Here is a 19,092-nt window from a genome sequence, read left to right as displayed (position 1 = left end):
CTTAAGACGTAAACAGAACAAAAGTAGTGATCCACTCTTTTTCAGGGCAAGCGACTATAACGAGGGCTAAGTTATGGGCATCTTCGAGCACTATCAACAGCGGTATGAGAAGGCCAGAGAGGAGGAGTACAGCATCCAGGAGTTTCTGGACATGTGCAAACAGGATAAATCCTGCTACGCCTCCGCCGCCGAACGTCTGCTGACAGCCATCGGCGAGCCGGAAATGATCGATACCTCGACCAATCCGCGCCTCAGCCGCCTCTTTTCCAACCGCGTCGTTGCGCGCTACCCCGCTTTCAAAGACTTCTATGGCATGGAAGATGCCATCGAACAGATCGTCTCCTATCTCAAACATTCGGCTCAGGGTCTGGAAGAGAAGAAACAGATCCTCTATCTGCTGGGGCCGGTTGGCGGTGGTAAATCCTCGCTGGCAGAGAAGCTCAAGTCCCTGATGCAAAAGGTGTCCATCTATCGCATCAAGGGTTCACCGGTCAACGACCACCCCTTCTGCCTGTTCGACATCGAGGAGGATGGCGAGATCCTGGAGAAGGAGTACGGCATTCCTCGCCGCTACCTGAGACCCATCATGTCCCCCTGGGTTGCCAAGCGCCTGCACGAATTTGGCGGCGACATCACCAAGTTCAAGGTGGAGAAGGTCAACCCCTCCATTCTCGACCAGATCGCCATCGCCAAGACCGAACCGGGCGATGACAACAACCAGGACATCTCCTCCCTGGTGGGCAAGGTCGATATCCGCATGCTGGAACACTATGCCCAGGATGACGCCGACGCCTACTCCTACTCCGGCGCCCTGTGCAAGGCGAACCAGGGGATGATGGAATTCGTGGAGATGTTCAAGGCCCCCATCAAGGTGCTGCACCCGCTGCTGACCGCAACGCAAGAGGGGAACTACAACGGGACCGAAGGGCTCTCCGCCCTCCCCTTCGACGGCATCCTGCTGGCCCACTCCAACGAATCCGAGTGGCAGCAGTTCCGCAACAACAAGAACAACGAGGCCTTCCTCGACCGGGTTTACATCGTCAAGGTGCCCTACTGCCTGCGCGTCTCGGAAGAGGTGAAGATCTACGAAAAACTGTTGTTCAACAGCGAATTGACCGACGCCAAGTGCGCCCCGGGCACCCTTGAGCTGCTGGGCCAGTTCTCGGTCCTGTCGCGCCTCAAGGAGCCGGAAAACTCCAGCCTCTACTCCAAGATGCGGGTCTATGACGGCGAGAGCCTCAAGGACACGGACCCCAAAGCGAAGAGCTACCAGGAGTACCGCGACTACGCCGGTGTTGACGAGGGGATGAACGGTCTGTCGACCCGTTTCGCGTTCAAGATCCTCTCCCGCGTCTTTAACTTCGACCACGCGGAAGTGGCCGCCAACCCGGTACACCTCTTCTATGTGCTGGAACAACAAATAGAGCGCGAGCAGTTCCCGCAAGAGCTGCACGATCGCTATCTGGAGTTCATCAAAGGCTATCTGACCCCGCGCTACGTGGAGTTCATCGGAAAAGAGATCCAGACCGCCTATCTCGAGTCGTACTCCGAGTACGGCCAGAACATCTTCGATCGCTACGTCACCTACGCCGACTTCTGGATCCAGGATCAGGAGTACCGTGACCCCGAGACCGGCCAGCTGTTTGACCGGGCGTCTCTCAACAGCGAGCTGGAGAAGATCGAAAAACCCGCCGGGATCAGCAACCCGAAGGATTTCCGCAACGAAATCGTCAACTTCGTGCTGCGTGCCCGGGCCAACAATGCAGGCCGTAACCCCAACTGGACCAGTTACGAGAAGCTGCGTACCGTGATCGAGAAGAAGATGTTCTCCAACACGGAAGAGCTGCTGCCGGTTATCTCCTTCAACAGCAAAACCTCGGCCGAGGAGCAGAAGAAGCACGATAACTTTGTCGAACGGATGATGGAGAAGGGCTACACCCGCAAACAGGTGCGCCTGCTCTCCGAGTGGTATCTCAGGGTCCGCAAGTCATCCTGACCCTGACCTGTTCAAGGGGGAGTTATGGCGCATTTTATCGACCGCAGGCTCAACGGCAAAAACAAAAGCGCTGTCAATCGGCAGCGCTTCATCCGCCGTTACAAGAAGCAGATAAAACAAGCGGTCTCGGATGCTGTCTCCAAGCGCAGCATCCAGGACGTGGACAAGGGCGAGAGCATCAGCATCCCGACCAAGGACATTGGCGAGCCCCACTTCCATCAGGGACAGGGGGGCAAACGGGAGATGGTGCACCCGGGCAATGATCAGTTCGTCTCCGGCGACAAGATTGACCGTCCCAAGGGAGGGGCCGGCGGTCAGGGGAGCGGCGAAGGCCAGGCATCGGATCAGGGTGAAGGGGTGGATGACTTCGTCTTCCAGATCTCCAAGGATGAATACCTCGATCTGCTGTTCGAGGATCTCGAGCTGCCACGGCTGCAGAAGACCCAGCTCAACCAGCTGATGGAGATGAAAACCTTCCGGGCGGGCTACACCTCCAACGGGGTGCCCGCCAACATCAACGTGGTGAGATCCTTGCAAAACTCGCTGGCACGCCGCATGGCGCTGCAGGCCGGCAAGAAACGCCAGCTGCATGAACTGGAAGCCCGGTTGACCGAGCTGGCCAGCGAGCCCAACGACCATTTCGCCGAGATGGCGCAACTCGAGAAGGAGATCCGCGAGCTGAAACGACGGATCGAAGCGGTGCCCTTCATCGACACCTTCGATCTCAAGTTCAACAACTTCGTCAAACGGCCGGTTCCTTCCAGCCAGGCGGTAATGTTCTGCCTGATGGACGTCTCCGGCTCCATGGATCAGGCCACCAAAGAGATGGCCAAGCGTTTCTATATCCTGCTCTACCTCTTCCTGAGCCGGACCTACAAGAATGTCGAGGTGGTCTACATCCGCCACCATACCCAGGCCAAGGAGGTGGACGAGCACGAGTTCTTCTACTCCCAGGAGACCGGTGGCACCATCGTCTCCAGCGCCCTCAAGATGATGAGCGACATCATCAACGAGCGTTATCCCGCCAACCAGTGGAACATCTACGCGGCACAGGCGTCCGATGGGGACAACTGGGCGGATGATTCCCCTCAGTGCCGGGAGATCCTGATGCGCGACATCATGCCGCGGGTGCGTTACTACTCCTACATCGAGATCACCACCCGAGCCCACCAGACCCTGTGGCACGAGTACGAATCGGTGGCAGAGCAGTACGCCCACTTCGCGATGGAGCACATTCGCAAGGTAGAGGACATCTATCCGGTCTTCCGGGAGCTGTTCAAGAAGCAAGCGGCTTGAGGGACCCCCTATGGCAGAAACCGCGAGAAAAATAGCACCGCTGGACGATGGCCCTGACTGGAACTTCGATCTGCTGGAGACTTATCATCAGGAGATCTCCCGGGTGGCCAAGTTCTATCGGCTGGACACCTACCCCAACCAGATCGAGGTGATCACGGCGGAACAGATGATGGATGCCTACTCCAGCGTCGGCATGCCCATCGGCTACCAGCACTGGTCATTCGGCAAACGCTTCATCCATACCGAGCGCAACTACAAGCGCGGCCAGATGGGGCTGGCCTACGAGATCGTCATCAACTCGGATCCCTGCATCGCCTACCTGATGGAGGAGAACACCATGCCGATGCAGGCCCTGGTGATGGCGCACGCCTGTTATGGCCACAACTCCTTCTTCAAGAACAACTACCTGTTCAAGGCCTGGACCGATGCCTCCTCCATCATCGACTACCTGCTGTTCGCCAAGAACTACATCACCGAATGCGAGGAGAAACACGGCATCGATGCCGTCGAGCGGCTGCTCGACTCCTGCCATGCCCTGATGAACTTCGGGGTGGATCGCTACAAGCGGCCACAGAAGATCTCGCTGGCGGAGGAAAAGCGGCGCCAGAAGGCGCGGGAAGACTACCTGCAGACCCAGGTCAACGAGCTGTGGCGCACCCTGCCCAAGCAGCACAAGATCTCCGGGGTCGAAGACAGGCGCTACCCGGCGGAGCCCCAGGAGAACATCCTCTATTTCATCGAGAAGAATGCCCCCCTGCTCGAACCCTGGCAGCGCGAAATCGTGCGCATCGTGCGCAAGATCAGCCAATACTTCTATCCCCAGAAGCAGACCCAGGTGATGAACGAAGGGTGGGCCACCTTCTGGCACTACACCATCCTCAACCACCTCTACGACGAGGGGAAGATAAGCGATCGCTTCATGCTGGAGGTGCTGCACAGCCACACCAATGTGGTGTATCAGCCCCCCTACAACAGCCGCTACTACTCCGGCATCAACCCCTACGCCCTCGGCTTCGCCATGTTCACGGACCTGCGCCGCATCTGCGAGCACCCGACCGAGGAGGACAGACACTGGTTCCCGGACTACGCCGGCACGAACTGGGTCGAAACCCTGCATTTTGCCATGCAGAACTTCAAGGACGAGAGCTTCATCAGCCAGTTCCTCAGTCCCAAGGTGATGCGCGACATGAAGCTGTTTGCCATCGACGACGACGACCTGAAGAACTACCTCAAGGTCTCCGCCATCCACAACGAGGAGGGTTACCGGCTGGTGCGCAATACCCTGTCAGCCCAGTACAACCTGAGCAATCTGGAGCCCAACATTCAGGTATACAACGTGGCGGTGAAGGGCGATCGCTCCCTCACCCTGCGCTACGTGCCCCACAATCGCATCCCTCTTGGCGAGTCACGCCACGAGGTGCTCAAGCATCTGCACCAGCTGTGGGGATTCGACGTGATACTGGAGCAGGACAACGGCGAGCTTGCGGCGGACATCATAGGCCGCTGCCCGGAGCGCAAGAGCGTGACCTGACGGGCAACAGCAGAAGATCGAGCATAAAAAAACGCGCCTTCAGGCGCGTTTCTCTTGCGTCGCAGCAATCAGTTGTCACACAGGTTGCTCGGCATGTCCTGACGCAACCGGGTCCACAACTTGCCCGACTCGATGCCGTACTGGCGTACCGTCATGAACACGGCTTCGTGATCCTTGGTCTCGGCCAGCTTGCGCAGCGTCTTGTAGTAGGCATCCGCAGTTTCGCGCGCCTGCTTGTCGGAGAAGTAGTAACGCCCGACGCGGCTATACAGCCCCTTGAAGCCGTTGAGGATCAGGGCATAGATGGGGTTGCCGGAAGCAAACGAGAGCTGGTGATGGAGGCGATAATCGAACTCCGCATAGGCCTCGGCCGTGTTCTCCACCTCGTCGGCCCCACGGAGGATCTCGGCGGCCTGCTCCGGGTTGTTGCGAATGGCGCCCCGTATGAAGATGGTGCAGATGTTGGTGCGGGCCGACAGCAGCTGAGCCACCAGATCCGGCACCTTGTCCTGATCGAGACGAGCCAGGGTCTCCAGGATATTGAGGCCCGAGGTTTCCCAGAAATTGTTCACCTTGGTCGGTTTGCCATGCTGGATGGTGAGCCAGCCATCGCGGGCAAGGCGCTGCAACACTTCGCGCAAGGTAGTGCGAGTCACGCCAATCAGCTCGGACAGTTCACGCTCCGCCGGCAGAATGGATCCAGGAGGAAAGCGATTGTTCCAGATGGACTCGATGATGTATTCCTCGGCAAACCCGGCAGGGCTTTGCGCTTTTATGACCATGTAATGACTCTGTTGTAGTGCGTAAAAAGGCTCACGAATAATAGCAAAGCCGGTCATGCTGGCAAGCAGAAGGTCAGTCCTCTGCTCACATTAAGCCAATCTTTTTGTTAAAAATATGTGATGCGCAACAACTCAGGAGCCAAGCAACACCAAATGATGCCGTGATGAGCACTTCATCACTGGGCAAGTCTCTCCACCTTATTTATAGTTATCGCTCCCTTGATTAAAATCATGTGCAATCAATCTGATACAGGTGAATATCCGGATGTTCGGGTCGAGTCGGGCTCGGCTGCATAGACTCAGATATCAACAACAGAACAGAGAATCATCATTATGCCAATCAGCCTAGGGCGCGCTTTTACAAAGAATTTTTTGGGCAATGCCCCCCGATGGTACAAAATTGCCATCGTTTTATTCCTGCTGATCAACCCGATCATCTTCTACTTTGATCCCTTCCTAGCCGGCTGGTTGCTGGTTGTCGAGTTCATCTTCACCCTGGCGATGGCGCTCAAATGCTATCCGCTGCAGCCAGGTGGTCTTCTGGCCATCGAGGCGGTACTCATCGGCATGACCTCGGCCAACCAGATCAAGCATGAGCTGGTGGCCAATATAGAGGTGCTGCTACTGCTGGTCTTCATGGTGGCTGGCATCTATTTCATGAAGCAGTTGCTGCTCTATGTCTTCACCAAGATGCTGGTGCGCATCCGCTCCAAGACCTGGCTCTCCCTCGCCTTCTGCCTGGTATCGGCTTTCTTGTCCGCCTTCCTCGACGCCCTGACCGTGATCGCCGTGGTGATCAGCGTTGCCACCGGCTTCTACGCCATCTACCACAAGGTGGCCTCACGGGACGAGTCCGGCAACTTGCACCACGACGACGAGGAGATTGACGAGCTTTCCCGCCAGCATCTGAACGAGTTCCGCGCCTTCTTGCGAAGCCTCATGATGCACGCGGCCATCGGTACCGCACTGGGGGGCGTTTGCACTCTGGTCGGTGAGCCCCAGAACCTCATCATCGGTGAACAGGCGGGCTGGCATTTCGGCGAATTTGCCGTGCGCATGGCGCCCGTCACCATCCCCGTGTTCCTCTGTGGCCTGCTCACCTGCATCCTGGTCGAAAAGTTCCGCCTGTTTGGTTACGGCACCCGGCTGCCCGACCCCGTGCGTCACATCATGGAAGCCTATGAGCGCGAGGAGGATGCACAGCGCTCCCCCCAGGACAAGGCCAAGCTGATCGTCCAGGCGGTGATCGCCGTCTGGCTCATCACGGGTCTGGCCCTGCACCTTGCCGCAGTCGGGCTGATCGGCCTGACGGTCATCGTGCTCGCGACCGCCTTCACCGGCGTCACCGAAGAGCACGCGCTTGGCAAGGCGTTCCAGGAGGCGCTCCCCTTCACCGCCCTGCTCACCGTCTTCTTCAGCGTGGTGGCGGTGATCATCGACCAACAGCTGTTCAAGCCAGTGATCCAGTGGGTACTGGCGGCCAAGCCGGAGGATCAGCTCGCCCTCTTCTATCTGGCCAACGGCCTGCTCTCCATGGTCAGTGACAACGTCTTCGTCGGCACCGTCTACATCAACGAGGTGAAGACGGCGCTGATCAACGGTGCCATCAGCCGCGATCACTTTGACCTGCTGGCGGTGGCCATCAACACCGGTACCAACCTGCCATCGGTCGCCACCCCCAACGGCCAGGCCGCGTTCCTGTTCATGCTGACCTCGGCACTGGCACCGCTGCTGCGCCTCTCGTACGGCCGCATGGTGTGGATGGCCCTGCCCTATACCCTGGTGCTGGGCCTGGTCGGTTTCTTTGCCGTGGAGCTGCTGCTCGGCCCTGCCACCGAGTGGTTCTACCACGCAGGCTGGCTGGTCGATCACGCCGCCGTACCGCTGCCGACCCCGGCCGCACATTGATGATGAGAGGGGCTGTTCGGCCCCTTTCTTTTTAGATGGGGCTCTGCTCTAATTCAGCCACTCTTTTTCTCCGTGAGATCAATCAGATGATCGAGTTTCTTCGCCGTATTGCCAGCCATCGCCTGGCCTGGGGGTTGCTGGCTGCGTCGGCGCTCTTCCTCGAGCTGTGTGCCCTCTTCTTCCAGCACGTACTGGGTCTGCACCCCTGCGTGATGTGCATCTACGAGCGGATCGCCATTCTCGGCGTGCTGGCCGCCGGTCTGCTCGGGATGGTGGCTCCCCACAAATGGTACCTACGCTGGAGCGCCATGCTGCTGTGGGGTTACAGCGCCTTCTGGGGCCTGAAACTGGCCCTCAAGCACGTGGATTACCAGATGAACCCCTCCCCCTTCAACGTGTGCGAAGGGTTCGTCGACTTCCCCAGCTGGGCACCGCTCGATCAGTGGATCCCCTGGTTGTTCTTCCCGGATGGCGACTGCAGCGAGATCAGCTGGCAGTTCCTCAGCTTCTCCATGCCGCAGTGGCTGGTGGTCATCTTTGCCGCCTACCTGCTGGTCTTCGTGGTGGTCGCCATCGGCAACCTTATCAAGGGCCGCTGCTGCAACTAAACGCAGCTCGTTGTATCCAAAAGGGGAGCCGAAGGCTCCCTTTTTACTCTGCCCCGCGGTTCGTTCTGGACCACCAGCACCTTCTCCCTGACGCCATCAGAGAGCGGTCGTCACCCTCGCCAGCGACCAGCTGGTCTGCTGAGTGGTTGCCTTCACAATGGGCCAATCACAAATACAAAAAGGGGCCCATGGCCCCTTTGTTGCAATCAACCTTGTCCGGTTCAGACCGCCGTCTTGTTGGCATTCATCCTGGCCTTCGCCATGCCGATCACCATGGGCAACAGCGAAATGCCGATGATGCCGAAGATGAGCAGGGTGAAATTGTGGCGCACCACAGGCAGATTGCCGAAGAAGTGGCCCGCGTAGACGAAGGAGAGCACCCACAGGAGGCCACCCACCAGGTTGAACGCCAGGAAACGGGGATAGGTCATGGCGCCCATGCCGGCCACGAAAGGCGCGAAGGTACGTACTATGGGCAGGAAGCGGGTGATGATGATGGTCTTCCCCCCGTGCTTGGCATAGAAGGCGTGCGTCTTGACCAGATGGTCACGGCGGAAGATCTTCGAGTCAGGATTGCGAAACAGCTGCTCCCCGAAGAAGTGGCCTATGGTGTAATTCACCACGTTGCCAAGCACGGCGGCGATGATCAGCACCCCGGCCAGGGTGTGCACATTGAGTGCGCTGTCCACGGTCAGGGCGCCGGCGGCAAACAGCAGGGAATCACCGGGCAGGAAGGGCGTCACCACCAGACCCGTCTCGCAGAAGATGATGATAAACAGGATGGCGTACACCCAGACGCCGTAGTGTTCGAACAACTCTTTCAGATGCACGTCGACGTGCAGGATAAAGTCGATGACAAAGAGGATCAGTTCCATTTTTTGGTACCCATGAAGTGAACGGCGTGGAGTCTACGCCAATGAGACCTGGCTCACAATCGCCTCCAGGCCCCCTTTTTCATCCAGCATCAGAGGGCGCCCTCCATTCCCCCAGTCCTGCCCCGTCCGCTGCCGCTCCAGCACCGCCCAGGCACTGGGCCAAGCGACCTCAATCGAGCTTGTCCAGTGCGGCCACCACGGCGCTAGGTAGGCATTTCTCCCAGCCCCACAACAGGAGCATCAGCAGGGTCGCATCATCGAGCCAGCCGACGAGAGGCACCAGGTCCGGCACCAGATCCACCGGGCTGATGCCGTAGATCAGGATGAGGATCACCAGCCCCTTCGCCCACCAGGGAGTGGCAGGATGGCGAAAGCCGAGGTAGAGGCGACGCAGGCGCCGCCAGATGAGCCAGCGTCTGGCGCTCATGATTCGATCAGCTCGCCGCGCAGCCGCTGGATCTGATCCCGCAGCGCCGCCGCCTGTTCGAACTCCAGATCCCGCGCATGCTGGAACATCTGCTCCTCCATCCGCTTGATCTCCTTGGCGATCTCGCTGGCGGAGCGGGCATGGTACTCCCCTTGGGGCTCGGCGGCCTTGCGGCTCCCCTTGCCGGCCTTGCCCGCCGTGCGGCTGCTCCCCATGTCCATCACATCGCCGATGGACTTGTTGAGCCCCTTCGGCGTGATGCCGTGTTCCAGGTTGTGGGCGTGTTGCAGGGCGCGGCGCCGCTCAGTCTCCTCGATGGCCACTTTCATGGAGTTGGTGATGGTGTCCCCGTAGAGGATGACCTTGCCGTTGAGGTTGCGCGCCGCCCGGCCTATGGTCTGGATGAGGGAGCGGGTAGAGCGCAGAAAGCCCTCTTTATCCGCATCCAGGATCGCCACCAGGGAGACTTCCGGCATGTCGAGGCCTTCGCGCAGCAGGTTGATGCCCACCAGCACATCGAACTTGCCCAGACGCAGATCGCGGATGATCTCCACCCGCTCCACGGTGTCGATGTCGGAGTGCAGGTAACGCACCCGCACCTCGTGATCCGCCAGGTATTCGGTCAAGTCCTCCGCCATCCGCTTGGTGAGCGTCGTCACCAGCACCCGCTCCTCCACCGCCACCCGCTTGCGGATCTCGGAGAGCAGATCGTCCACCTGGGTGCTGACCGGCCGCACTTCCACTTCGGGATCCAGCAGGCCGGTGGGGCGCACCACCTGCTGCACCACGTCGCCGCCGGACTTCTCCAGCTCGTAGGGACCGGGGGTCGCCGACACGAACACCGTCTGCGGCATCAGGGCCTCGAATTCGTCGAACTTGAGGGGCCGGTTGTCCAGCGCCGATGGCAACCGGAAACCGTACTCCACCAGGGTCTCCTTGCGGGATCTGTCCCCTTTGAACATGGCGCCGATCTGGGGCACAGTGACGTGGGATTCGTCGATGATGAGCAGACCGTCCCCCGGCAGATAGTCGAACAGGGTGGGCGGCGGCTCCCCCGGCGCACGGCCGGAGAGGTAGCGGCTGTAGTTCTCGATGCCGGAGCAGTAGCCCAGCTCCTGCATCATCTCCATGTCGAACTGGGTGCGCTGGCTGATGCGCTGCTCCTCCACCAGCTTGTTGAGGGACAACAGCTGCTCGCGCCGCCCCTTGAGCTCCTCCTTGATGTGCTCGATGGCCCCCAGAATGGTCTCCCGCGGAGTGGCGTAGTGGGTCTTGGGGTAGATGGTGTAGCGCACCACCGTCTGCTCGATGGCGCCGGTCAGCGGGTCGAACAGGGAGAGGCGCTCCACCTCTTCGTCAAACAGCTCCACCCGCAGGGCCAGCTTGTCCGACTCGGCGGGGTAGATGTCCATCACCTCCCCCCGCACCCGGAAGGTGCCGCGCTGGAAGGCCATGTCGTTGCGGGTGTACTGCAGCTCGGCGAGGCGGCGCAGGATATCCCGCTGGTTGATCACGTCCCCCACTTTGAGGTGCAGCATCATGCTGAGGTAGGCCTGGGGATCTCCGAGGCCATAGATAGCCGACACCGAGGCGACGATCACCACGTCGCGCCGCTCCAGCAGCGCCTTGGTGGCCGACAACCGCATCTGCTCGATGTGATCGTTGATGGAGGCATCCTTCTCGATGAAGGTGTCCGTGGTCGGCACATAGGCCTCGGGCTGGTAGTAGTCGTAATAAGAGACGAAGTACTCCACCGCGTTGTCGGGGAAGAACTCCTTCATCTCCCCGTAGAGCTGGGCCGCCAGGGTCTTGTTGGGGGCCAGGATCATGGTGGGGCGGTTGAGGGTCGCGATGACGTTGGCCATGGTGAAGGTCTTGCCCGAGCCGGTCACCCCGAGCAGGGTCTGGTGCGCGAGACCCGACTCGATGCCGTCGAGCAGCTGGGCGATGGCCCTCGGCTGATCCCCGGCGGGTTGGAACTGGCTGGCCAACTGGAATAACTTGCTCATGACGACTCCCGGCAAAAAACGGCAAGGGAGCAGTGTACCCCGAGTCGACAGCCCTGGGTATCCGTCTACCTGCCCTGATGGCTATTGACCCCGAAATACGACCTCTGTATGATGCACCTCCTTGCCTGATGTTCCCCCGTAGTTCAGTCGGTAGAACGGCGGACTGTTAATCCGTATGTCACTGGTTCAAGTCCAGTCGGGGGAGCCAATCTACTCACCATCTCGGTGCAAGTTATCCACTTTAGTGCTTTCCTCTGCCAATTTTAATGCACAAGCCCTCGCTTGCGGCGCACTCCCCTTTTGATCCCCCATTCCCGACCAGCAGCGTTTTGTTCTGCTGCGTATAACTATTTGATTTTTAAAGAAACAATTTTTTGCAGGTATTTTTTGAACAGCCCTTGCAGCCCAGTATTGGCGCGGGATACAGCCTGATCGCCAAGTTTCATAAACAGGGTTATCCACAGTTTCTGTGGGTAACTTGGCCAAAGCCAGGCCTCGTCTAGGTTAGCGACGATTGCCTCCCCTCGTCGGTGCCACCATGCCTCCATCCCCATTTTCTGCTGTTTTTGCTCTCCCCCCTAAATGGGGTCAACCAGGGCAATGCCCTCGCCCTGGCGCAGTATTTTTTCGCCATCCCCCGTGCCACGGGTCAGCACTCGCCGAATGATGCTAAGGATTCCTTTGTCACCCAACCTTCCCCCCAGTGAAAAATGCTGAAAACCATGCTCAATTGCTCCCCATGCAGCAGGTAATAAATTGTCCACAGGGGGAGTGCCGCCTCTTCGCCCGACAGCACAAATCACTCATTGACACCGTGGATGGCAGGGTAAAATAGAGCCATTTACCCCAAAGGGCTCACGCATTCTCCCTCTGCCCCGAGAGCACACCACTTAACTGGCTGCCGATCCGCTTTGACGCTTCTTTCTTGCCAAGGGATCCGGCACAATGTCGGCCCCACTTTTTTCCTCGGTTTTTCCGGGCATGACCATAGATTTCGTGACACTGCTACATCAAAGCGACTCCCTGCTGCTGTTCGTGGTATTGGCCTTCGGCCTGCTGCTGGGCAAGGTCCGCATCGGCAACTTCCAGATAGGCAATACCATCGGCGTGCTCTTCACCGCCCTGCTGTTCGGCCAGATGGGATTTCAGTTCTCCACCTCCACCGAAAACGTCGGCTTCATGCTGTTCATCTTCTGTGTGGGCATAGAGGCGGGCCCCCACTTCTTCAGCGTCTTCCTGCGCGACGGCATCCACTACATCACCCTGACTCTGGTGATCCTGCTGAGCGCCCTGCTGCTGACCGTGGGGCTCGCCAAGTTCTTCAATCTGGGGCCCGGCATGGCGGCGGGCATTCTGGCGGGCTCGCTCACCTCGACCCCGGCCCTGGTCGGCGCCCAGGATGCCCTGCGCAGCGGCCTGCTCAACCTGCCCCACCAGACCGACATGCAGTCGGTGCTGGACAACATGGGCATCGGCTACGCCCTGACCTACCTGGTGGGGCTGGTGGGGCTGATGCTGGTGGTGCGCTACCTCCCCTCCCTGGCCAGGCTGGATCTCAACACTGAAGCCCAGAAGATCGCCCGCGAGCGGGGGCTGTCCGACAGCGAGAGCCGCAAGACCTATCTGCCCATCATCCGCGCCTATCGGGTCGGCCCGGAGCTCGCCGCCTGGATCGGGGGGCGTACCCTGCGGGAGACCGGCATCTATCCCCACACCGGCTGCTATGTGGAGCGCATTCGCCGCAACGGCATCCTGGCGAGCCCCGACGGTGATGCCGTCATTCAGGAAGGGGACGAGATCGCCCTGGTGGGCTACCCCGAGAGCCACGAGAAGCTCGACGTCAACTACCGCAACGGCAAAGAGGTGTTCGATCGCAACCTGCTTGACCTCCAGATCGTCACCGAAGAGATCGTGGTGAAGAACGATGCCGTGGTGGGTCGCCACCTGGTGGAGCTCAACCTCACCGAGAAGGGGTGCTTCCTGAACCGGGTGGTGCGCTCCCAGATCGAGATGCCGTTCGATCGCAATATCATGCTGCAAAAGGGTGACGTGCTGCAGATCAGCGGCGAGAAGCAGCGGGTCAAGCTGCTGGCCAACAAGATCGGCTTCATCAGCATCCACAGCCAGACCACGGATCTGGTGGCCTTTGCCACCTTCTTCGTGCTGGGGCTGCTCATCGGCTCCGTCTCCCTGGTGTTCGGCCAGATCGAGTTCGGCCTCGGCAACGCCGTCGGCCTGCTGCTGGCGGGGATCCTGATGGGCTACCTGCGGGCCAACCACCCGACGGTGGGCTATGTGCCGCCTGGCGCCCTGCGTCTGGCCAAGGATCTCGGCCTTGCCGTCTTCATGGTGAGCACCGGCCTCAAGGCCGGGGGTGGCATCCTGGATCACCTGAGCGAGGTGGGGATGGTGGTGCTCTTCTCCGGCATGCTGGTCACCACCTTGCCGGTGCTGGTCGGCTACCTGTTCGGGGTCTGGGTGCTCAAAATGAACCCCGCCCTGCTGCTCGGCGCCATCACCGGCGCCCGAACCTGCGCCCCGGCCATGGACGTGGTGAACGAGGCCGCCAACAGCTCCATCCCGGCGCTCGGTTACGCCGGCACCTATGCGGTGGCCAACGTGATGCTGACCCTGGCGGGCTCCTTCATCATCGGCTTCTGGTTCTAGCCAGGCGGGCCCGCAACACGCAGAAAAAGAGGAGCCTCGGGGCTCCTTTTTTCATGGGTAGACGGCCAGGGGGTTGAATAGTGGAAATCGTGCTATGGGGCCTTCTCTATCAAACCCAATAAGCTAAATCACCCGCAAGGCGCCACTTACACTCAATAAAACGAGTGAGGTGTACGTTATGAAATGCTTATGGATTGTCGTGATCTGGCTGTTCTGCTCCCTGACGCCAGCCTGGGGGGCCGAATCCGACAAGCAGGCGGCCACCGATGAGGAAACACAAAAAAGCGCCCTGAGCTTCGAGGGCAACGAGCTTGCCAAACCCATGCTGGGTGACCTCGACGCCATGCTGGAGCGCCGGTCCATCCGGGTACTGACGACCTACAACAAGACCGGCTACTTCATCAACAAGGGCGTGCAACGGGGCGTCACCTACGACGCCTTCGTCCAGGTCGAGAAGCGGCTCAACGAGCAACTGCGCAAGAACAAAGCCATCAAGCGCCACCTCAAGGTGCACTTCGTCTTCATTCCCGTGGCCCGAGAAGCCCTGCTGAGCGCCCTCATCGCCGGCAAGGGGGACATCGCCGCCGCCAATCTCACCATCACGGACAAGCGCAAGGAGCAGGGCGTGGCCTTCACCGATCCCCTGCTGCAAGGCGTGCGGGAGCTGCTCGTCTCCGGCCCCTACTCGCCCAAAGTGGAGAGCGCCGCCGATCTGGGGGGCAAACGCATCTACGTGCGCCCCTCCTCCAGCTATTTCGAGAGCCTCATGGCTTACAACCAGGCCCGCAAGGCGGCGGGAGAGCCCCTCATCGACATCCAGCCCGCCTCCGAAGTGCTGGAAGATGAAGATCTGGTGGAGATGGTCAATGCGGGTCTCCTGCCCTTCATCGTCATGGACGAGCACAAGGCCCGTTTCTGGCAGAAGATCTTCCCCAAGGTCACCATCCACGACGACCCCGTGTTCCGGGAGGGGGGCATCATCGCCTGGGCGGTGCGCAAGGAGAGTACCCAGCTGCTCGCCATGCTCAACGAGCAGATCAAGGCGCTGCGTGGCAAGGCGACCGGGGACGAACTCCTCGCCCGCTATCTCAAGCAGAACAAGTACGTCAGGAGTGCCGCCGCCGAGGCCGACCGCAAGAAATTCCTGCAGGTGGTGGAGCTGTTTCGTGAATACGGCGAGAAATACGACGTGGACTGGTTGCTGATGGCGGCCCAGGGCTACCAGGAGTCCGCCCTCAACCAGAAAGCGCGCAGCCACGTCGGCGCCATCGGCGTCATGCAGATCATGCCCGCCACCGGCAAGGGGCTCAAGGTGGGCGACATCCGCCAGCTCGAGCCCAACATCCACGGCGGCGTCAAATACATGCGCTGGATGATCGACCACTACTATGCGGACGAGCCCATGACCGCCCTCGACAAGGCACTCTTCACCTTCGCCTCCTACAATGCCGGCCCCGCGAGGGTGGCCAGGCTCCGTGCCGAGACCAGGAAGCGAGGGCTGGATCCCAACGTCTGGTTCCACAACGTCGAGTACGTAGCGGCCGAGAAGATAGGGCCAGAGACCGTCACCTACGTGGGCAACATCTACAAGTACTACATCGCCTACAAGCTGGTGGTGGAGCAGATGAAGCTGCGCCAGCAGGCCAGCGAGGCCCTGAAGCAGGAGGCGAAGGAAGACGTCAGCACATCGGCGGCGAAACCGACCCAGTGATCCTTAGCGGACGAGGCGCTCACGGGCGCCTCGTTTCTATGCGCATTTCCCCTCATCTTGCCGTGACCAGAATGAACACAATGGCCACAACAGCCTTAATAGCCATTACGGTCAGATTGTTTTCCAGCCAGACACGATTAATTAACCTTCCCGCAACAATCACAAGGAGAGCACCATGTTGCAAGGAACCTTCAAGCGCACCCTGATAGGCGGCCTGCTCGCACTGAGCTTTGGCGCCCACGCCCAGATCGACGAGATCCACTTCCTCATCCCGGGCGGTGCCGGCGGCGGCTGGGACAACACAGCCCGCGGTACCGGCGAGGCTCTGACCAAGTCCGGCCTGATCCAGACCGCCTCCTACCAGAACATCTCGGCCGGTGGCGGCGCCAAGGCCATCGCCCATCTCATCGAGACCTCGGCCCAGTCCGACAAGACCCTGATGGTCAACTCCACCCCCATCATCGTCAAATCCCTCTCCAAGGAGCTGCCGCAATCGTTCCGGGATCTCACCCCGGTCGCGGCCATCATCGCCGACTACCAGGCGCTGGCCGTGCCGCTGGACTCTCCCTACCAGAGCTGGCCCCAGCTGCTGGCCGCCTATGAGGCCAACCCCGCCAAGGTGAAGATCGCCGGGGGCTCCGCCCGCGGCAGCCTGGATCACCTGGTGGCCGCCATGACCTTCAAGAACGCCGGTGCCGACGCCAGCAAGCTGCGTTACGTGGCCTATGATGCCGGCGGCAGTGCCATGGCCGCAGTGCTCGCGGGAGAGACCCAGGTGCTCTCTACCGGTTTTGGCGAGGCGATGGAAGCGGTCAAGTCCGGCCAGATGCGGATCCTCGGCATGACAGCCTCCGAACGCATGCCGGATGCGAAAGACATCCCCACCTTCAGCGAACAGGGCAACCCCACGGTGTTTGCCAACTGGCGCGGCTATTTCGCTTCCCCCAGCGTGAGCGCCGAGAAGTCGGCCGAATTCGCCGCCCTGCTCAAGCAGATGTATGACAAGCCGGAGTGGGAGACGGTTCGTGCCCGCAACAGCTGGACCAATCGCTATCAGGCCGGTCCCGAGTTCACCGCCTTCCTCAACAGCCAGGAGCAAGAGATCGGCGGCCTGATGCGCGAGCTCGGCTTCATCAAGTAATCCCACAACCCCGTGGCGGGCCCGGCCCGCCCCATTGGAGTCATTCCTATGCACCTGACCAAGGAGCGGTTCGGGGGGCTGCTGTTTTTGCTGCTCTCCCTCGCCTATGGCTACCATGCCACCCAGATCCCGGGCTACCCGGGGGACGAATATGAACCCTTTACCGCCAGCACCCTGCCCTATGCCCTGGCTGGCGTCGGCATAGCGCTCTCCCTGCTGCTGATGGCCTCCCCGGGGGGCGAGCGGCTGCAGAAAGAGTCCGGCAACTGGCGGCTGGTGTTCGCCTTTCTCGTCCTGATGATCATCTACGGCGTGGCCCTGACCTGGCTCGGTTTCCTCGTCGCCACCACCCTGTTCCTCATCGTCGGGATCCGGCTGATGGGCGAACCCAGTCTCGCCTTCGCCTGCAAGGTGAGCGTGCCATTTACCCTCATTTTCTGGGCCCTGCTGACCAAGGGGCTCAATGTCTATCTCGAGCCGGGTCGGCTGTTCACCCAGTTGCTGGGATAAGGAGAATCCATGTTAGACGGCATTCTGCAAGGGCTCGGCACCGCCATGATGCCCATCAACCTCTTCATGGTGGTGGTCGGCTGCTTTGTCGGCACCTTCATCGGCATGCTGCCGGGCCTCGGGCCCGTCACCGCCATCGCCCTGATGATCCCCATCACCTACGGGCTGGATCCGGCCTCCGGCATCATTCTGATGGCCGGGGTCTATTACGGCTCCATGTTTGGCGGTTCCACCGCCTCCATCCTCATCAATACCCCGGGCTGCTCCGCCAGCATGATCACCGCCATCGACGGCTATCCCCTGGCACGCAAGGGCTATGCGGGCAAGGCGCTGGCCATCGCGGCCTATGCCTCCTTCGTCGGCGGCACCCTGTCGGCCATCTTCCTGATGGTGGCGGCCCCCCTGCTCGCCAAGGTCTCCCTCTCCTTCCAGTCGGCGGACTACTTCGCCCTCATGGTGCTGGGGCTGTCGGCGGTGGCGGCCTTTGCCGGCAAGGGACAGGTGCTCAAGGCGCTGATCATGGCGCTGTTCGGCATCATGATCTCCACCGTCGGTATCGATCGCAGCGTCGGAGTGGACAGGTTCACCTTCGGTCTGCCGGACTTGCGGGACGGTTTCTCCTTCCTGCTGCTGGCCATGGCCACCTTCGCCCTGGCGGAGATCCTGATGACGGTGCTGCGCCCGGGCAAGGATTCCCGCGCCGAAGAGGCGGAGCAGATCCAGAAACTCGGCTCCCTCAAGCTCAGCAAGGAGGAGGTCAAGGAGATAGCAACCCCGGTCACCCGCTCCTCGGTACTCGGCTTCTTCATCGGCGTGCTGCCGGGAGCCGGTGCCACCATCGCCTCCTTCATGGCCTACGGCGCCGAGCGCAATCTGGCCCGCAAGGAGAAGAGGGATGAATTTGGCAAGGGCAGCCTGACCGGTGTCGCCGCGCCGGAAGCGGCCAACAACGCCGCCTCCAGCGGTGCCTTCGTCCCCCTGCTGACCCTGGGGATCCCGGGTTCCGGCACCACGGCCCTGATGCTGGGCGCCCTCATCGCCTATGGCATCCAGCCGGGTCCACGTCTGTTCATGGAGCATCCGGACGTGTTCTGGTCGGTGATCATCTCCATGTACCTGGGCAACGTGGTGCTCTTGATCCTGAACCTGCCGCTCATCCCCTATCTGGCCAAGATCCTGCAAGTGCCGCGCCCCGTGCTCATCCCCATGGTGTTGCTGTTCTCGCTGATCGGGGTCTATCTGGTCTCGTTCAACACCATGGATATCTATGTCATGTCACTGGTGGCCCTTATCGCCATCGGCCTGCGTCTGCTGGACTTCCCCATGGCACCCATGCTGCTCGGCTTCATCCTGGGGGGCATGCTGGAGGACAATCTGCGCCGCGCCCTGGTGATCAACGACGGCTCCCTGAGCTTCCTGTGGGAGCGCCCCATCACCCTGGGCTTCACCCTGGTGACCCTGGTGATGTTGCTGCTGCCAGCCTGGCAGTGGTGGCAAGCCCGCCGGGCTCCCAAGGGAGAGCCGGCCATCAGCCACTGAATCAATGAGCCTCTGCCACCTCTGTGCCCTGCTCATAACGAGCAGAGCCCTTGATGCCCCATTGGGAGCAAACCTGATCATAAAAAGAGCGC

The 19,092-nt window shown here is 60.5% G+C and carries 14 protein-coding genes and 1 tRNA gene; 11 read left to right on the top strand and 4 right to left on the bottom strand.

Going from position 1 to position 19,092, the window contains the following annotated elements:
* The first annotated feature begins 73 nt into the window (after nucleotides 1–73).
* Genes J9885_RS16115 through J9885_RS16105 form a run of 3 tightly spaced genes read left to right on the top strand, consistent with a single transcriptional unit; the run spans nucleotide 74 to nucleotide 4,823 of the window.
* Nucleotides 74–1,996: a PrkA family serine protein kinase gene (locus tag J9885_RS16115; RefSeq protein ID WP_210550041.1), complete on the top strand. Its 1,923-nt coding sequence runs from the start codon at nucleotides 74–76 to the stop codon at nucleotides 1,994–1,996.
* Nucleotides 1,997–2,020: 24 nt separating this feature from the next.
* Nucleotides 2,021–3,292, top strand: coding sequence for a YeaH/YhbH family protein (locus tag J9885_RS16110; RefSeq protein WP_210550040.1), 1,272 nt, complete (start codon nucleotides 2,021–2,023; stop codon nucleotides 3,290–3,292).
* Nucleotides 3,293–3,302: 10 nt separating this feature from the next.
* Entirely contained in the window at nucleotides 3,303–4,823 is a 1,521-nt protein-coding gene (locus J9885_RS16105) for a SpoVR family protein (protein ID WP_210550039.1), read from the top strand.
* A gap of 68 nt (nucleotides 4,824–4,891) precedes the next feature.
* Here J9885_RS16105 and fadR read toward each other — a convergent pair whose 3' ends face one another.
* On the bottom strand, nucleotides 4,892–5,605 hold the full coding sequence (fadR, locus tag J9885_RS16100; protein WP_043760120.1) for a fatty acid metabolism transcriptional regulator FadR: 714 nt from the start codon (nucleotides 5,603–5,605) through the stop codon (nucleotides 4,892–4,894).
* A gap of 333 nt (nucleotides 5,606–5,938) precedes the next feature.
* Between fadR and nhaB the strand changes: the two genes are divergently transcribed.
* Both nhaB and dsbB read left to right on the top strand, forming a co-directional pair.
* Nucleotides 5,939–7,513: a Na(+)/H(+) antiporter NhaB gene (gene nhaB, locus J9885_RS16095; RefSeq protein WP_043760118.1), complete on the top strand. Its 1,575-nt coding sequence runs from the start codon at nucleotides 5,939–5,941 to the stop codon at nucleotides 7,511–7,513.
* 86 nt (nucleotides 7,514–7,599) lie between these two features.
* On the top strand, nucleotides 7,600–8,121 hold the full coding sequence (dsbB, locus tag J9885_RS16090) for a disulfide bond formation protein DsbB (RefSeq protein ID WP_210550038.1): 522 nt from the start codon (nucleotides 7,600–7,602) through the stop codon (nucleotides 8,119–8,121).
* 221 nt (nucleotides 8,122–8,342) lie between these two features.
* Here the strand turns inward: dsbB and J9885_RS16085 are convergent, their stop codons facing one another.
* The 3 genes from J9885_RS16085 to uvrB form a co-directional block, all read right to left on the bottom strand.
* Nucleotides 8,343–8,996 carry a DedA family protein gene (locus J9885_RS16085; protein WP_210550037.1) on the bottom strand — a complete coding sequence of 218 codons (654 nt, stop codon included), beginning with the start codon at nucleotides 8,994–8,996 and terminating at the stop codon, nucleotides 8,343–8,345.
* Between the two features lie 169 nt (nucleotides 8,997–9,165).
* Nucleotides 9,166–9,423 carry a DUF1232 domain-containing protein gene (locus J9885_RS16080; RefSeq protein ID WP_210550036.1) on the bottom strand — a complete coding sequence of 86 codons (258 nt, stop codon included), beginning with the start codon at nucleotides 9,421–9,423 and terminating at the stop codon, nucleotides 9,166–9,168.
* Nucleotides 9,420–11,432, bottom strand: a complete 2,013-nt coding sequence (gene uvrB / locus J9885_RS16075; protein ID WP_210550035.1) for an excinuclease ABC subunit UvrB — start codon at nucleotides 11,430–11,432, stop codon at nucleotides 9,420–9,422. Before uvrB ends, J9885_RS16080 begins: the two co-directional genes overlap by 4 nt.
* A gap of 132 nt (nucleotides 11,433–11,564) precedes the next feature.
* On the opposite strand from uvrB, the gene J9885_RS16070 reads away from it, so the two are divergent.
* The 6 genes from J9885_RS16070 to J9885_RS16045 all read left to right on the top strand — a co-directional run bounded on the left by J9885_RS16070 (nucleotide 11,565) and on the right by J9885_RS16045 (nucleotide 19,000).
* Nucleotides 11,565–11,640, top strand: a tRNA-Asn gene (locus J9885_RS16070).
* A 773-nt stretch (nucleotides 11,641–12,413) separates the two neighbouring features.
* Nucleotides 12,414–14,099, top strand: a complete 1,686-nt coding sequence (locus tag J9885_RS16065; RefSeq protein ID WP_029314601.1) for an aspartate:alanine antiporter — start codon at nucleotides 12,414–12,416, stop codon at nucleotides 14,097–14,099.
* A 178-nt stretch (nucleotides 14,100–14,277) separates the two neighbouring features.
* On the top strand, nucleotides 14,278–15,810 hold the full coding sequence (locus J9885_RS16060; protein ID WP_210550034.1) for a lytic transglycosylase F: 1,533 nt from the start codon (nucleotides 14,278–14,280) through the stop codon (nucleotides 15,808–15,810).
* Nucleotides 15,811–15,985: 175 nt separating this feature from the next.
* Nucleotides 15,986–16,951, top strand: a complete 966-nt coding sequence (locus J9885_RS16055; protein WP_043760105.1) for a tripartite tricarboxylate transporter substrate-binding protein — start codon at nucleotides 15,986–15,988, stop codon at nucleotides 16,949–16,951.
* A 48-nt stretch (nucleotides 16,952–16,999) separates the two neighbouring features.
* Nucleotides 17,000–17,461, top strand: a complete 462-nt coding sequence (locus J9885_RS16050; protein WP_210550033.1) for a tripartite tricarboxylate transporter TctB family protein — start codon at nucleotides 17,000–17,002, stop codon at nucleotides 17,459–17,461.
* Between the two features lie 9 nt (nucleotides 17,462–17,470).
* Entirely contained in the window at nucleotides 17,471–19,000 is a 1,530-nt protein-coding gene (locus tag J9885_RS16045; protein WP_043760099.1) for a tripartite tricarboxylate transporter permease, read from the top strand.
* Nucleotides 19,001–19,092 lie beyond the last annotated feature (92 nt).

The sequence above is a fragment of the Aeromonas sp. SrichE-2G genome (genome assembly GCF_017939565.1).
Taxonomy (GTDB): Bacteria; Pseudomonadota; Gammaproteobacteria; order Enterobacterales; family Aeromonadaceae; genus Aeromonas; species Aeromonas taiwanensis.
Note: the sequence above shows the minus strand (reverse complement) of the source record. Positions and strands in the feature narration are given on the sequence as shown.